The 14,342-nt window shown below is 37.4% G+C and carries 15 protein-coding genes; 4 read left to right on the top strand and 11 right to left on the bottom strand.

Annotation, left to right across the window (positions count from 1 at the left end; all coding sequences use genetic code 11):
- Positions 1–5: 5 nt before the first annotated feature.
- The 7 genes from A6M13_RS11055 to A6M13_RS11025 form a co-directional block, all read right to left on the bottom strand.
- A complete protein-coding gene (locus tag A6M13_RS11055) occupies positions 6–2,321 on the bottom strand; it encodes a CRISPR-associated helicase/endonuclease Cas3 (protein ID WP_066546157.1) in 2,316 nt (771 codons plus the stop codon).
- Between the two features lie 7 nt (positions 2,322–2,328).
- Positions 2,329–3,036 carry a type I-B CRISPR-associated protein Cas5b gene (cas5b, locus tag A6M13_RS11050; protein ID WP_066546154.1) on the bottom strand — a complete coding sequence of 236 codons (708 nt, stop codon included), beginning with the start codon at positions 3,034–3,036 and terminating at the stop codon, positions 2,329–2,331.
- The gene (gene cas7i / locus A6M13_RS11045; protein WP_066546151.1) at positions 3,017–3,916 is read right to left on the bottom strand and encodes a type I-B CRISPR-associated protein Cas7/Cst2/DevR; all 900 of its coding nucleotides are present in this window, start codon (positions 3,914–3,916) and stop codon (positions 3,017–3,019) included. The genes cas5b and cas7i overlap by 20 nt, the downstream gene beginning before the upstream one ends.
- On the bottom strand, positions 3,913–5,682 hold the full coding sequence (locus A6M13_RS11040; RefSeq protein ID WP_066546148.1) for a hypothetical protein: 1,770 nt from the start codon (positions 5,680–5,682) through the stop codon (positions 3,913–3,915). The genes cas7i and A6M13_RS11040 overlap by 4 nt, the downstream gene beginning before the upstream one ends.
- The gene (gene cas6 / locus A6M13_RS11035; protein ID WP_066546145.1) at positions 5,675–6,391 is read right to left on the bottom strand and encodes a CRISPR-associated endoribonuclease Cas6; all 717 of its coding nucleotides are present in this window, start codon (positions 6,389–6,391) and stop codon (positions 5,675–5,677) included. The genes A6M13_RS11040 and cas6 overlap by 8 nt, the downstream gene beginning before the upstream one ends.
- A gap of 501 nt (positions 6,392–6,892) precedes the next feature.
- Positions 6,893–7,105, bottom strand: coding sequence for a hypothetical protein (locus A6M13_RS11030; RefSeq protein ID WP_066546142.1), 213 nt, complete (start codon positions 7,103–7,105; stop codon positions 6,893–6,895).
- 17 nt (positions 7,106–7,122) lie between these two features.
- Positions 7,123–7,626 carry a hypothetical protein gene (locus tag A6M13_RS11025; protein ID WP_066546139.1) on the bottom strand — a complete coding sequence of 168 codons (504 nt, stop codon included), beginning with the start codon at positions 7,624–7,626 and terminating at the stop codon, positions 7,123–7,125.
- 206 nt (positions 7,627–7,832) lie between these two features.
- Here A6M13_RS11025 and A6M13_RS16330 point away from each other — a divergent pair, with 206 nt between their 5' ends.
- The 3 genes from A6M13_RS16330 to A6M13_RS11015 are packed head-to-tail and all read left to right on the top strand — an operon-like array spanning position 7,833 to position 9,098.
- Positions 7,833–7,985: a hypothetical protein gene (locus A6M13_RS16330; RefSeq protein WP_169817439.1), complete on the top strand. Its 153-nt coding sequence runs from the start codon at positions 7,833–7,835 to the stop codon at positions 7,983–7,985.
- Positions 7,982–8,560 (top strand): hypothetical protein, encoded by a 579-nt coding sequence (locus tag A6M13_RS11020; RefSeq protein WP_066546137.1) that lies wholly within the window; start codon positions 7,982–7,984, stop codon positions 8,558–8,560. The genes A6M13_RS16330 and A6M13_RS11020 overlap by 4 nt, the downstream gene beginning before the upstream one ends.
- Positions 8,508–9,098 carry a Crp/Fnr family transcriptional regulator gene (locus A6M13_RS11015; protein ID WP_066546134.1) on the top strand — a complete coding sequence of 197 codons (591 nt, stop codon included), beginning with the start codon at positions 8,508–8,510 and terminating at the stop codon, positions 9,096–9,098. The genes A6M13_RS11020 and A6M13_RS11015 overlap by 53 nt, the downstream gene beginning before the upstream one ends.
- Positions 9,099–9,113: 15 nt before the next feature.
- Here A6M13_RS11015 and A6M13_RS11010 read toward each other — a convergent pair whose 3' ends face one another.
- The 3 genes from A6M13_RS11010 to A6M13_RS11000 all read right to left on the bottom strand — a co-directional run bounded on the left by A6M13_RS11010 (position 9,114) and on the right by A6M13_RS11000 (position 11,842).
- Positions 9,114–10,391, bottom strand: coding sequence for a helix-turn-helix domain-containing protein (locus A6M13_RS11010; protein ID WP_066546131.1), 1,278 nt, complete (start codon positions 10,389–10,391; stop codon positions 9,114–9,116).
- Positions 10,392–10,517: 126 nt separating this feature from the next.
- Positions 10,518–10,979 (bottom strand): YrvL family regulatory protein, encoded by a 462-nt coding sequence (locus A6M13_RS11005; protein WP_066546129.1) that lies wholly within the window; start codon positions 10,977–10,979, stop codon positions 10,518–10,520.
- A gap of 77 nt (positions 10,980–11,056) precedes the next feature.
- Positions 11,057–11,842, bottom strand: a complete 786-nt coding sequence (locus tag A6M13_RS11000; protein WP_066546127.1) for a GNAT family N-acetyltransferase — start codon at positions 11,840–11,842, stop codon at positions 11,057–11,059.
- A 222-nt stretch (positions 11,843–12,064) separates the two neighbouring features.
- Here A6M13_RS11000 and A6M13_RS10995 point away from each other — a divergent pair, with 222 nt between their 5' ends.
- Positions 12,065–12,985, top strand: coding sequence for a DMT family transporter (locus A6M13_RS10995; RefSeq protein ID WP_066546126.1), 921 nt, complete (start codon positions 12,065–12,067; stop codon positions 12,983–12,985).
- Between the two features lie 18 nt (positions 12,986–13,003).
- Here the strand turns inward: A6M13_RS10995 and A6M13_RS10990 are convergent, their stop codons facing one another.
- Entirely contained in the window at positions 13,004–14,263 is a 1,260-nt protein-coding gene (locus A6M13_RS10990) for an MFS transporter (RefSeq protein WP_066546125.1), read from the bottom strand.
- Between the last annotated feature and the right edge of the window lie 79 nt (positions 14,264–14,342).

Here is a 14,342-nt window from a genome sequence, read left to right as displayed (position 1 = left end):
CCTCCTTAGTAAAAGTTATCAAATTTTTCATCTAGCTTTAATTCTAACCCTCGTTGCTCACTGTATAATACATCCGTCGAATAGCGAATATGCGAAAAATCTCGATGATTAAACGTACCTACCGAATAATGCTCATTTTCTGCTGTAAATTTTAAACGTCGCTGATTAACCGAAATCGTATATTGCTCAATCTGTAAACGTAATTTTTTTCGTAATTTACTTTTCTTTACCGGATCTATTGCTTTAGGAATGTGCTCATATCGTTCAATTAACTTCATGACGATTTCGTAATTCTTTTGTCCTGGCACTAGCAGACAGGATTGAATATCCCTTAAAATCTTTTGCGCTTCCTCTTTCTTAAGTTCAAACGCCCGCATATTTTCTAATTCTTTGTTAGCTTGTTCAAATTTTTGAAGATAGTCTGTTCCAACTAGCTCCTTCTTGCTGAACGTTTGCGCGACAATTTCTGTTTTTTCCAATTCGCCAATTAACTCACCATCAAATGATGAAAGTTTTTCTAACCCATTTTCAACAATAGCGCGCTCATAAATCGTTTCCAGACCGGATACCTCGTTTAAATCGGTGAAAATAAAAACATTCGGAGTAGTTGGTGTTTCTCCATTAAAGCGCATTCCTTTTCGGTTACATCGGCCAAAACGTTGAAATAGCGCATCTGGTGTCGCAGCTTCCGTAAATAAATAGTCAAAATCTACATCAAGAGATGCTTCCACGATTTGTGTTGTTACCCACACACCTGGTGTAGTGTTATTTAATTGAGCAAATTCTTTAATTTCCTGTTCTTTAGGTGAACGGTCTTTTTGTGTAAACTGGCTATGTAATAAATGCAGCTCGTTCCCTTGTAGCTCCTCTGTCAATCGGTCATATACAGAAAGTGCTTGTTTCACTGTATTCACAACAATCAATACTTTCGATGTTTTTGCGAATGTACTAATTTGATGAATGGCGTCTTCGAACGTCGTACATAATTGTATGCGATGTCTTCTTGGCATTTCCTTATGTTGTTCGCGATCATCTGGAATAAGCATCGTTTCAACGAGTGTTTGTTCATCTAATAACCCTTTATTTTTTAGTTCATCTAAGAAAATCTCAGGTAAAGTAGCAGTCATAATCATCCACTGTCCGCCTAGCTGATGAATCATTTCTAAGCCCCTTATTAAAATCGCAACGATATGCGCATCATACGCTTGAATTTCATCGATAACGACTTTAGAATATGCCAATGTAGCAAGCTCTGTTTCAAAGCCTCTATATAACAATGGGAATTTAAATAATTGGTCTATTGTTGATAGCGTTAATTTTTTTGCTAGTAATCTAGTATGATCTGTTAAAACTACAGATTGCTCAAAAGAATCTACTTCATTTTCAGCATTTAATAGATGATCTAACGCTGCTGAATGTAACAAACCTGTGCTTTTAAAATGAATTCCATTATCTCCTCGAATTCGGTCATACATCGCATTCAAACTGACACGTAGTGGTAACGTAATGAATCCTTTTTTCTTGCCAATCCATAAAAGTGCTGCCTCCGTTTTGCCACTACCTGTTTGAGCGATCAGCACAATATTTTTATGTTGATTGTTATACGTAAAATGTTGTAATGGTCGAAGTGTATAATTGTTTTCTAAATACGTTTTTGTACGCTGCGCTACATCGCTTTCTACATCTTCTTCAACGTAACATGAAATATCTTCGCCTTTTCGTTTAGCAGAAGCAGCATGGTCTGCTCTTTGCAGTAAACCTTTCACTAAAATATATTTATACCAATTCGTTTGTTCAAATCGAGAAATGATACTTTGACGATTGCATACTGTTTTAACGGAATAGCGGTTTACTTTTTCTGGAACATCAAAAGGCAATTTTATTTCTTGTTGTATTGTTTTCACATGCTTCGCCATGTAGTCATGATGAAAGCGTAGAATGATGTCTTCTTTAGGCTGTATGTCTCGTTCATGATGAAAACCGACAGTTAATACAACAATTTCAGCTTCCTCTTTTGAGTAGATTCTTTTCAATTCACCATATGGGATTATAGCTGTAGAAAGATAATTATGTGGATAGTTACTTTCTGTTATACGCTTTTGTACTTTATCAATCGATGCTCGAATAACATTTTGAAAACTATCACTATATTTCCCTAAATCGTGATATAGAGCAGCAATTTCGATTAGCTCAAAATCTTTCGGTGTAAAGAATGAAATCTCATTACCATAGCTTTTCACAAGGCATTGTACAGCTGCTACAACATCTGACGTATGCTCTGCAATTGTTAAAACATCTGGTTTAGACTTTGCATAATACATATAACATTTATCCTTTCATTAAGAAAATGCTATAACTACCATCAGTTAAGACACAGGTATCTTCACTTATTAATGTATCCTTTAGCGCATAAATTACGACTGTATAATCCCATTCCCGTCTACCATTTACGATGGTATATTTTCGTGGTAATCGATAATACGCCAGATGACCGGTAACAAAAAGTACATCCTCATGCTCTACTGGTACATATTGGTTGTAAACTGTTGCTTCAAAAATTTGCTCACTCGCTTCGACAAAAGTTACTTCATCAATCCTTACTAAATCTTCCCAGCGACCTAAGCTAAGCGTCGTATTCAAATGATGTAGCTTTTCATATAGTGCATTGAGTATAGCTTCTTCTGCCTCCACATGAATGACATGCTCCACATTAAAAAGCAAGTGCTGATACATAGGCATCGTAGAATACACAGATGTATCTGGCTCTGGTTCCTCTCGTAACCCAGCTGTCGTAACTATCGGTGGTACTTCTAATTTCTTATACATATATTTTTTTTGATAATCAATGACAAAGCTTTCTGATTGACCTTGAATCGAAATATTCATCGGGATGTATTCTTTTGCGTCAAGTACAGCATGTAGCATCCCTTTAACCGTTGAAAATGGTGCTAATGGAAACGTTTCTCCGACTTTAAACGCAAACGGTTTTAAATAACAAGCAGTCTCCTGAAAAATTTTAAGCCTTAGCAATTTCATAAGAAACCTCATAATAATTCGCTACTGCTTTAATCATTTCTTGGAAGAATGTTTCAACTGATGCTACTTCCGGCAAAGCTGCTTGTATCGCGTCTTCATTCGCAAATGTTCCACTCGTTAAACCTGCTTTTGTAAATTGCTTCATTGCTTCCCCACCAAATGTAAATTCCGTTGTTTCAACAAGAGCATCTACTTTGAGATTTTTTCCTTCTAATTGAATTCGCCCTTGGAAAAATGGGTTGGCTACTGGGTACACACCGCCAATGACAAACAACGGTGTTAAGTTTTCTTGACGACCTCTAATGTTGCGAGAAAGTAACTTTAAAATGTCTAATAATTGATGGATACGTGTAAAACGTTCCTCATTAGATAGTTCAATCGCATTATTTGCATCCACACCGACTTTATCCAAATCAATTGTAATCGTATACGTGTAGTAGCTTACGTGATTTTCAATATTCGCTAAGTTCGCTGTGTCACCTAATCGCTCTGCTAAGCCCATATTCGTTAAAAATTCCATATCTCCGTTATATGGCTCTAATGAGATTGCATGGCTTAATCGCACAGTTGCTGGACGTTTCAAAGATTTCTTCCCCGTCTTCAAATATCCAAATAAATCCATTTCTACAGAATCTTCAATTGTTAATTCATCTTTAAATTGAACCGTTCCTTTTTGTTTAGATACTGTATTTAAGTTCCAGCCGAATAGTTCATTGCCTAATCGTACGACATCATAACGAATTGCTTGGCGTGATGCAAATGTGTATGTATTCCCATTTACACGGCTAAATTTTTTTAACTCTGAAATATTCGAAAAACCTTCTCCATAATTTAAAGAACCTGCTTCCATAACAGCTGTAAACGTTAATGTTTTGCTCATGATTTTACTTCCTCCGTTTTTTCTTTGACTTCATACTGAGACATTAAGCCAGCAATAAATGCGAGTGACATTGTCGCAAACTCGTGATCACTTACAGCTTCACGGTCTAACAAACTTGCAAATTCCTTACTAATTGGTTTACTAGCTGATAAATGTAAACGTAATACTGTATCGAAAAATACTTGACGATTCCCACCTTTTGCTGCATTCAGTAGGCGATACGAAATCGTTGCTAATTTTTTTTCATTTGGTGCTCTATAATCGTCACCTTCAGATTTCTTTTGAGTAAAATATTTATTAATGCTTTGACCACGTCCATACATGCGATCTGTTAACGTTTTTTGCTCCATCATTTCCCCTCCTTTTGAAATCAACTCTCGTAAAACTAAAGCCATTTTGATACTAATATATATTTTTGAATTTTCAGTAATATTTCTGCGAAGCTCTTCAAATATAAGTGTTTTTGTGTCATTATTACGTAACGATTGATGTACTAGTTGTTCTCTAAAGGTCACTGGAAATATTTTATTAAGGTCGAAGCGTTTAGGATGTTCCACTAAAGTTTTTATAAAGACTTCGTTAACAACTCGGTACTCTAACAATGTTTTTTTAGCCTGGCTATACGTAATCCATTCAATGAGCACCGTTAAATTTGTTCTTTCGTTTTCAACGTGTACTAATTTTTCATGACTACTTACTAATGCCTTACTAAACAGTTTATCCCTATTAAAAGATTGCAAAAAGATATCATTACGTCGCTTCGTTTCTAAACAATCTCCTTCAACATGTAAAAAGCCATACACAAATTGCTCTTCTCGACCAATCATTTTTTTATAACTCACACATCCAATGGGTGCAATAAATAACAAAATCCTTGCTAGCTTGCTTATTACAGGCGCATTTTTACGTTGTCCGTTATAAAAATCATTTGCACTATTAGACGCAAGAGGCATAAACATCATTTCTTCATAAGTAAGCGTTCCCCATTGTCCTTCAATACCACTACAATTTGGAAGTTCATAAAAATAAGAAAAATCCATAGTAGTAGCTTTCTTATTTTTCTTTTTCCATTCTACTGCTAAATCGCATTCACTCTCCTGAATGAGTTTCCATGCTTGTTCCGTATCTTGATTTTGAATACATTGTTGCATTTTCAATTCAAATACTAAAGGGTCGATAAAATCTTTACGAAATAATGCTATTTGTTCCTTATAACTCAACGCATTTTTCGTGACATTCAAGAATGACACTTGTCCACCTGAATTCGCTAACAATGTGGCTTTAACAACGTTTAATGTTAGTTTTTGATCAATTTCTGGTTGCTTTAACAAATCAATAGTTCTGGAAATATATGACTCTAATTTATCTAACGCAACTTCCTTAAGAGCCGTATTAATATTTAATACTAATTCCGTCACCTCATCTTTATAATCTGGAAAGTATTTGACGACACGATCTAAGCCCTCCTTCGCTGTAGACTTAATGATATCGCTATTGAATGTATATATTTCTTTTTTCTTCACGTCAGCGTCTTCTATGCTTGAGCTTAATTTTTGCAATGAACGTTTCAGCTGTTCTTCACGTTTATTGCCCATGCTATAAGTGTTTATTAAATAACTGAATAGGCGCTCTGGCAACGATTCAATCCATTCAATCGGAATCTCAAGCAAATTACTTTTACATATAATTTGCTTTTCTATATCCATTCGTAAAAGAGCTGTTGCTCCCATCGAAAATGGCCAATCATTTATTAAAACTTTAACCATGATTTTGTACCTCCAATAAGCCAAACCCTTGTGATCGTCTTAAACCTAGACCATCTTGATAAATAAGCTGTAAATCTTTAGGGTTGCCTTGAAGAACTAAATCACCTTTTTGTGCTGTATAATATAAGACTTTTCCATCTGCATGACGGTTTGTTTCTTTAATAACCTGCTTTTTCAATTTGTGGGCATGAATTTTAAGAGGTTCATATAATTCTCGACCATATAATGATTGGAATTGTTTATTCGTTATAACATTTAACTCTTTTTCAAAATTAGAATCTGTAAATAAAATAGGCTTTTTATTCTTATCTTCTAGTAATACTGAATTTAAAATTGAAAACGCCGCTACATCTGACTTAATCAGCTGCTCTCTGCCGATTTCCTTACTTGTGATTTTGAATGGATATTCTGGATGAGTGAATTTGTCAGTTTGGCTTAATCCGTTAAAAAAAGCAACACCGATAGTAGGATTAGAAGTAGAAAAAATTAATGTGGCATCTTTAAGCTTATATTGCTGTGATTCTTTGTTCAAATGAAAGTCTTTCATATAAAGCGAAAATGTAAATGGCTTAGGGTTTTTGGTCCCATTGTATAATTGCTCATACAATTCTTCATCTCCTTTACGTATCATGTCTTTTATAAATGATAGTAAATACATCCGATACATTTGTGGTATTATTTGTACATCTAAAAAAACTTTAAACCGCAAATTTTATCCCCTCCTTTATTATTAAATAATATACAATACAACAAGTGTATATGTAAATAAAATAATGTAAAATGTTTACTTTTTATAGGAACTTATATGGGTTTTAAAATTATTTTTAAACAATAGAGTGGAATCATTTATCTGAATTTAGTAGGTTAAGCTAAACTTAAACAGAAGGCATTTGTGTAACAATTGGCTTTCCATCCCGATCACATCAGTAAAAATCATTCTATTTTTACGATTAATTTGTTTGAAAGCACATTATATAAAAGAAACTGGCGTATCACAGTTATAATCAAATTACTATTACATTTGTTCTAAAAATGACAAAATTTGACTGCTACTATCAAACCCGACTCATTCTAATAATTATAGTTATCTAAGCCTTTCCCATCTAATAGCTTGCTATCATTCTTTGGCTAATTGTCGTGAGATACATATGGCACAAAAAACCACAGCGCTGTCAATATCGCGCTGTGGTTTTTATAATACGTTATGTTGTTATACGGCTAGCTTTGCATACATATAACGAGCAAGCTTGAACAATAGCTTCAGCCCAATAAAGATGGCTGCGAAATAAAGTGCAAAGTTAATAAATTGATACAAGAAGTTCGTGAAGCCACTAAACATGACGTTCAAGTCAATATGCGTTGTAGCATACACAATGGCGATAATGAAAATAATCCAATTATAGACATTTGATTGCATTTTCAATGTCATCACATCCTTTTTTAAATATGGCCGTTTGTTTTACAATAATCAACAAACCACTTATAGCCATTTTTATATTTTTGGCATGTCTTTACAATACCATATGTCATCGCCTCGTCAATAATTTTCCCCGCTGCTGCGCCACCTAAAAATGAAAGTGCGGCAATCACAATTGGTGCAAGTCGTGGCTGTGGCCCATCACCGTACATCGCTTCGATTGTTTGCGCGTACAATGCATCTAGGTCAACACCTAATGCACGTAAAAGCTCTTCTGATTCCGTTCTTGATAAAGAGGAAAATCCTTCATGATAAAAGTCTAGCTCCTGTTGTGTAAATGAGTAGTTATCCGTTGCTACTTCCACATCTAACATAATTTTTCCAGTATTAAAGTTGTACGACATAGCACTAAATAAAGCATTGTACTTGTCCTCGGTATTCGTTGCTGCGCTCACTTGTACGCTCGGTGCCACGACAAACGATAATAGCATCATAAATGTCACGACAAAAGAAATTGTTTTGTTCATATGTATTGCTCCTCCCAATGAATTGTTTGTTACTGTCTACATCATACAAGAAGTCGCAAATAGCGGATGTATTTTAAAATACATTGGTTAAATCAGCACGTTTTCTTCAACGTTAATCGCTCGACAATATTACATAATTTAACCTCTAGTATTCAACCACATCTACTCTTTATGATAGAAGCAACAACATAACGGAGGGTTACTTGATGAAAAAACTACTACTTGCATGTCTACTATTTTTTACGATTTCAATGGGCGCACAAACACTATCACCACTACTTGACGAGCCAACGCTACTTAGTGATAAAGGCTTACAACCTTTACCGATTTTAAAAGAACAGCGAGGGCTATATGTATGAAAACAATTTTAGACACGTATCAATCTTCTTATTCGATTCCTTGCACCATTTTAAAGCCGGATAGTTATCAGCATTTTCAACAGATGGACTATGTCATTGATAAAGATGTACTGGCACAAATGTTATACGAAGGACGAACAACTGGCATATGTCCGATTGTTTTTACGTTTCACGACCATTTAATCAATGGGATGGCAAGAAAAGGCGCGTACTTATTTGATGATAGAAAGGAGCAATTTATTTACGCATTCGGGGAAGCCGAACATCCTTTCCTTTGGCACACATGCTTAATGAAAAATCGTGCGCTTAGCCGCAATGCGGTACTCGTGTCATTTTTCACACCTGATGACCAATTATATGACGATGCCGGTCCTCATCTGACGCGCTTTATCGAGCTACACGGCAATTTATGTGTAACGGTGCAGCACAATATTGCACTATCCATTCAACTCGACACACAGCACGGCACACTACAAACATTTTATTGGATTACACCCTATCAACAAGAAGGAGCGAACCAACATGACATTTACGGAACGCGTGTTATGCCCGCACGAGATCCTCACACTCGATGAAGAGATGATTTATTACGTCGATGAAGGTGTGTTACAGCTTTGGGAATTGCACCACGACGGCACAGAAATTTTAGTCAATTTACTCAAAGAAGGCGATGCATGGAAACGAAACACGGCACTTGATTATGTATATGAGCTGCGTAGTACGAGTGAGCCAACAACCGTTTATGAATACAATTGGCAATCGGTTCACAACGTTGAAGAAAAGTATTTTTTATTGCGTAAAATCCAAGAGACCTATATGCGAGCAGAATCCTTTAACATTATTAAACGCATTAAATTTGTGAAGGACCGACTCCAATCATTACTGCAATTACTCGTACAAGAGTTTGGCGAATATGCGCATAACGGTTATAAAATTAGCCTTACCTTAACACATGAACAACTTGCTTCGCTCATTCTTTCGACGCGGACGACCGTTACAAAATTATTAAACGAATTAAAAAAAGAACAGGTTGTGACATTCGAATATCAAACGATGCATATTCACCTGTCTCATATTATAGCATCACCTACGCAGGAAGTGGTTTTCGCCTAGTGAACCATTTCCTTTTTATGTGCGTTTTAATGCTTTTGCATAAAACATCGCCGCTTTCTTATAAAATCGTTGGTCATAATAATATGTGCCTAGTTGTGTTGCAATGCGTTTAATGAGCAAAAAGTTCTCATGCTGTTCAGCAAGCTCCAGCGCTTTTTTTAAATGTAGTTCATAACTTTGTTCATCGCCGCGTGCTTGAAATACTTCTGCTTGCATACACTGTAAATCAATTTCGAGCGACCTTATCGCATGCGTCTCCGTTAATTGCAATGTTTCTTCTAACAAGTTTTTGACACATTCCCACTGCTTCAATTGCACATAAATCTCTACTAATGATTTTAAAATATGCGCTTTATATGTCGGCACTACTGCTTGCGCTAAACACCATTCATAATACGCGATAGCTTGCTCCTCATTCCCGATACTTTGGTGCACACGCCCGATATTATACTTAATCATCACTTCATTACTCGCTTTATTCGGCGAGGCGCTTTGTTCGATATAACGCTCCGCTTCTTCAAGCACGTGCAATGAGCGCTCAAATTGCTGTGCAAAATGATACTGTACCCCTAATGTAATTAGCGCATTAATCACATTTTCACGGTCATTTTGCTTCATGAAAAGTTCATATGCGCGCTCACTATAAAAAATCGCAATAGATTTATCTTCTAATAAGCGCTGCTTCACAAGGCTAATATTATAGTAAATTTTTGCGCGTTCCTGCTGGTGACGTTCGTCAATGCACTGTTCGGCCACTAAAAAATGATAATCCGCCTGTGCAAAATGATCCTTCATATAAAAGTATTTCCCTAACACATTATGTAAATGGAAATAAACGTGTTGGTGTTGCGTAACGTCCATCGCCTGTAAATCCATTAATTTACTTGCCGCTTCGTATACTGCTTCTGCCTGCGCTACATGACCACGCTGTAAATAATGCTTCAGCAACACCGTGACGACACGAATAAGGATATATTGTGGCACAAATTCAAGCAAGACCATCTTTAGAAGTGCCTCATCATCTTCTTGAAGCGTCTCTGTACGCTGTTCGACACGTGCCAATACCTCTTCGACGCGTTGTAAAAAATCATCGGATGACGACGGGTCAATCACCGCAACACTTACTTGTAAACGTGCGGCTACTCGCGCTAAAAAAGAAGAAGACGGCTTCGTTTTGCCATTTTCTACTTTACTTAAATACGCAACCGAGCAAAGCCCTTCGATTAACTGCCCTTGCGACAATCCTTTATGTATACGTAAATGACGTATCTTTTCTCCGATATTTTGATGCATTACAATAACCTCCCATACACTCTTATTATCCCCTATCGGCTTATGGCAAAACAAATATGTGCACCGCCTATAAAAAAGCTGTACGAAAAGCAACGATAGCTTTTCATACAGCCTGCTAAACATCGTTTATCCGCGTATCGCCTTTTCCGTTTCCTTTTTACTTCGAGACACATAATCAAGAAGTGCGATAAGAAGGGCAAATACCATTTGCGTGATGAGCTCGATCTCGATAGAACTCATCCATTGGTTTAACAACGATACAATCGTCCAGTTAACAAAGAAAGAATACATAATAATACTATATTTTTTGTATGGGATTGACCATTTCGCAGACATGCTCGTTAAGATGACAAACACTTTAATCATAATGTCACCAAAAATACCCAGGAAGAAGTAAAATAGTGTAAACCAAAGTAAAGACCATAATGATGCGTATTCAACGCCCAGTACTTGAAATAACCCGACGATGCCAAAATAAAAAGCGCCTATCACAACGCCAATCGATCCAAGTAATAAGAAAGAGACGACTGTAATAATGACGATTTTCGTACCTAGCTTTTCCTCTTTAAATGAACGTTCGTTGCTCATAACATACCTCCGTATGTAGCTGACTATGTATGGATATTACTACATATACGGCATAACAAAAGAAAAGTTTCATCTTTTTACGACATGCTTTCCTTAGATGTTTTTGTATATACACTGTATGCTTTTCGATTCGTAAAGCCCAATGTCGTACCTAAGTAAATTGAAGCAACGTTATTCACATCGCAATCCCAGCGAGGTTCAAGTTTATGTGCAATACAATCGTCAATAAATCGCTCCCCAATGATTTTAGCTAAACCTTGTCCTCGGTAATTCGCATGTGTAAAAATATCGATTTCAGCATACGCTTGCGACCTAAAAATCGACACCGCTTCACTAACTACTTTTTCATTGTCCATGATACAAAAACCAATACCGTGCGTGAGAAAATTTTCTACTGTATCCCAATACGCCATATAGTATTGCTTAGTAAACTCAACAGATTGCTCGATCAATGGTTGATTGATTCTTTTAACATCGTATGATTGCTTTAAAGGACGTTTGCCATTTTCATGATATCCCGCTTGAAAGGAAAACGTATACCACCTTACTTTTGTTAGCTGATGACAAAAGCGCCTATCAAGTTCTGTTTCTAAAAGACTATCATCACAAAATAATGTAAATCGTTTTTGTTCGTGTAGCGCTTGTTCATACATGTTACGCAATTGATGCCATGCGGTTTCGCACGGCTTCCCCGTTATATAATATAAGCCTGCATTTGTTTTCACCAATATCGTTTCTTCCTTTACCGAATGTGTATAGACAGCCCCATCAATCATTTGGTCTAACACACTATATACGAAGGTCGGTGCATCCATCATTTTTTCTTTTAGTAAATGAAATTGCTCTTTCGGTACAAGTAACATGCTATTTCATTCTTTCTTTTTTGTTTAATAGAGTGCCTATCCATATGAAGCTGAAAATCACTCTGTAATACTAGTGCTTCCACTTATTTAACACATCGTCAAGGGACTACCCTACATAAAGTAACGTTAAGTCCGTCGTCGAACACGCTCGATTTTGCCCATTACACATGCTGCTTCATTTTCCGCAACCAATACTGTATTGTCTTGGGAGGAGGGATCGATATGGAATTAAAGCTAAACGCATCTATATACAAAGTAGGAATCTATGCATTACTTGGCTCCGCTATTTTGACATCGATTAGCCAAGTTTTTTACGCACATCACGTGCAGTCGGTGCATCCTTTGTTATTTACGGGTATTAGCTTTTTGATTACCGCACTTTACTTTCAATTATTTGCAGTGAAACAAAAAATGACTGTGCACTGGGCTACCGACAAAAAACCGTTATTCAAATTAAATATCGCTTCTGCTATTACCTTTCTTAGTTTCTATGTTGCATTAAAATATGTAGTGCCTGCCATTGTGAGCGCATTAGAAATGGGCGTTGTGCCTTTATTTGTCGCCTTGCTCCTACTGCTACAACGTCAAAAAATTTCGAAGAGGAAGTGGCTCATTTCATTCGTTACGCTCGCCGCTTGTTTGCTGTTAATTTGGGCTGTGTTCAGTGGTACGTCTGGTATCGGCACTACGCTTTCATTTGAACTTCTATTAGGGATTTTAGCCAGTATTATCGCAGGCATTGGCGCTGTTTTTTGCTCGGAATACTCAAAAGAGCTGAGCAACCGTGGATGGTCAAGCTCGATGATTTTAGCGAAGCGCTATATTGCAGTTATTATCATTTCAATGATCTTTACATATGATATCATTATCCCTTACTTTGTGGACAACATTATATGGATTTTACTCATAACAGTCGGTGGCGTACTGTTGCCAAATTATTTATTACAAAAAGGCATTCAATATACGAACACTTTTTTAGTCATGATGTCTCTTAGTTTTATTCCCGTATTGACCTTTTTCTTTCAGCTCTTCGATACACGGATTCAATTTTCAGTCGTGACGTGTATTGGTGTGCTGTTGTTATTTCTTTGTGGCTGTAGCAGTTTAAAAGAACAACAGCACGAAAAAGCCACTCATGCGTGACTGCGTGAGTGGCTTTTGTTACATGGTCTTCGGCTTTTTCTTTAACGATAGCAGCATCAATGGAACTAAACAAAGCGCTAGAAATGCTCCGCCTATCGACAAGTACTGATAACTTGTATTCGCAAATAAAACCCCTGATAGGCCACCACCCGCTGCGCCTGATAATGCGACGAATACATCTGCAGAGCCTTGTACTTTCGCACTTTTTGACGGCTCTGATGCATCGACAATCATTGCTGTCCCCGCTAATAAGCCAAAATTCCAACCAATACCGAGTAAAATTAAGGCAACAATCATCCACACAAGAGAATGTGCTGGTGCCAGTGCGGCAACAACCCCAGCAACTAGCAATGTCCCACTTGCCATATACACCATAAACATGCGGCCAAGTCGGTCAAGCATATATCCCGTAAGTGGCGACACAAAATACATCGCCCCAATATGTAACCCAATCACTAAACCAACCTCGCTCAAGCGATGACCGTGATGTCCCATATGAATGGGTGTCATCGTCATAATAGCGGTCATGACAAGCTGTGCAATGACCATTACGACAACCCCTAGCACAATTTTTTGCGTATGATGCATTTTGCGAGGTGCGTTGCCATGCGCTGCTTCTTCTGCTGTGTGAGAAGCACGAATGGCATTGGCCACAAATAACGGGTCGGGTCTTAAAAAAATAAAAATAATACAGCCTGCCATTAAAAAGGCACATGACGACATTATAAACGGCCCTGCAAGTGTCGGGATGCCGAGTGACGCGGCAAAGGTACCCATTGGACCGACTAAATTTGGCCCAAGCACAGCACCAACCGTTGTCGAAACAAGCGCCAAGCTAGCTGCAGTTGCCTTTTGGTCCACTTGTGCTAAATCTGTTCCGGCATAACGCGTTTGTAAATTCGAGGCCATCCCTGCACCGTATAGAAAAAGCGCCACAAATAATAACGGAATATATGTTTCTATCGCAGCAATAATAATGCCAATACCGCCGAGCCCACCAATGATAAAACCGCTCGCTAAACCTAAGCGGCGACCATAGCGCTGTGAAAACCGCCCAATCAAAAAGGCTGCAACGGCTGAACCAAAAGTAAATAGCGCGACTGGAATACCAGCTGCACTGTTGGAACCAAGTAACTCACGAGCTAATAGCGCACCGACTGTAATGCCGGCACCAAGACCAGCACCCCCGAAAATTTGTGCAATCATTAAAATAATTAACGTTTTTCTATACAACTTTTGTTGTTGTGCTGGCTGTTCTATGTATGACTGATACTGCATGTGAATTCCCTCCCCTATTGTGTTTTAGTATACGCCAATATGGAAACGAACGACACAACCGTTTATCGCAAAAAAGCAC

The organism is Caryophanon tenue, assembly GCF_001700315.1.
In the GTDB taxonomy this organism is placed as follows: Bacteria; Bacillota; Bacilli; order Bacillales_A; family Planococcaceae; genus Caryophanon; species Caryophanon tenue.
Note: the sequence above shows the minus strand (reverse complement) of the source record. Positions and strands in the feature narration are given on the sequence as shown.

What these genes read in the sequence shown, in the direction of transcription:
- A6M13_RS11020 (WP_066546137.1), top strand. Translation starts at nt 7,982, where the DNA reads ATGAAAACAATTTTAGACACGTATCAATCTTCTTATTCGATTCCTTGC.
- A6M13_RS11040 (WP_066546148.1), bottom strand. Translation starts at nt 5,682, where the DNA reads ATGGTTAAAGTTTTAATAAATGATTGGCCATTTTCGATGGGAGCAACA.
- A6M13_RS16330 (WP_169817439.1), top strand. Translation starts at nt 7,833, where the DNA reads ATGAAAAAACTACTACTTGCATGTCTACTATTTTTTACGATTTCAATG.
- A6M13_RS10990 (WP_066546125.1), bottom strand. Translation starts at nt 14,263, where the DNA reads ATGCAGTATCAGTCATACATAGAACAGCCAGCACAACAACAAAAGTTG.
- A6M13_RS11010 (WP_066546131.1), bottom strand. Translation starts at nt 10,391, where the DNA reads ATGCATCAAAATATCGGAGAAAAGATACGTCATTTACGTATACATAAA.
- A6M13_RS11025 (WP_066546139.1), bottom strand. Translation starts at nt 7,626, where the DNA reads ATGAACAAAACAATTTCTTTTGTCGTGACATTTATGATGCTATTATCG.
- A6M13_RS11000 (WP_066546127.1), bottom strand. Translation starts at nt 11,842, where the DNA reads ATGTTACTTGTACCGAAAGAGCAATTTCATTTACTAAAAGAAAAAATG.
- A6M13_RS11055 (WP_066546157.1), bottom strand. Translation starts at nt 2,321, where the DNA reads ATGTATTATGCAAAGTCTAAACCAGATGTTTTAACAATTGCAGAGCAT.
- A6M13_RS11005 (WP_066546129.1), bottom strand. Translation starts at nt 10,979, where the DNA reads ATGAGCAACGAACGTTCATTTAAAGAGGAAAAGCTAGGTACGAAAATC.
- A6M13_RS11015 (WP_066546134.1), top strand. Translation starts at nt 8,508, where the DNA reads ATGACATTTACGGAACGCGTGTTATGCCCGCACGAGATCCTCACACTC.
- cas5b (WP_066546154.1), bottom strand. Translation starts at nt 3,036, where the DNA reads ATGAAATTGCTAAGGCTTAAAATTTTTCAGGAGACTGCTTGTTATTTA.
- A6M13_RS10995 (WP_066546126.1), top strand. Translation starts at nt 12,065, where the DNA reads ATGGAATTAAAGCTAAACGCATCTATATACAAAGTAGGAATCTATGCA.
- cas7i (WP_066546151.1), bottom strand. Translation starts at nt 3,916, where the DNA reads ATGAGCAAAACATTAACGTTTACAGCTGTTATGGAAGCAGGTTCTTTA.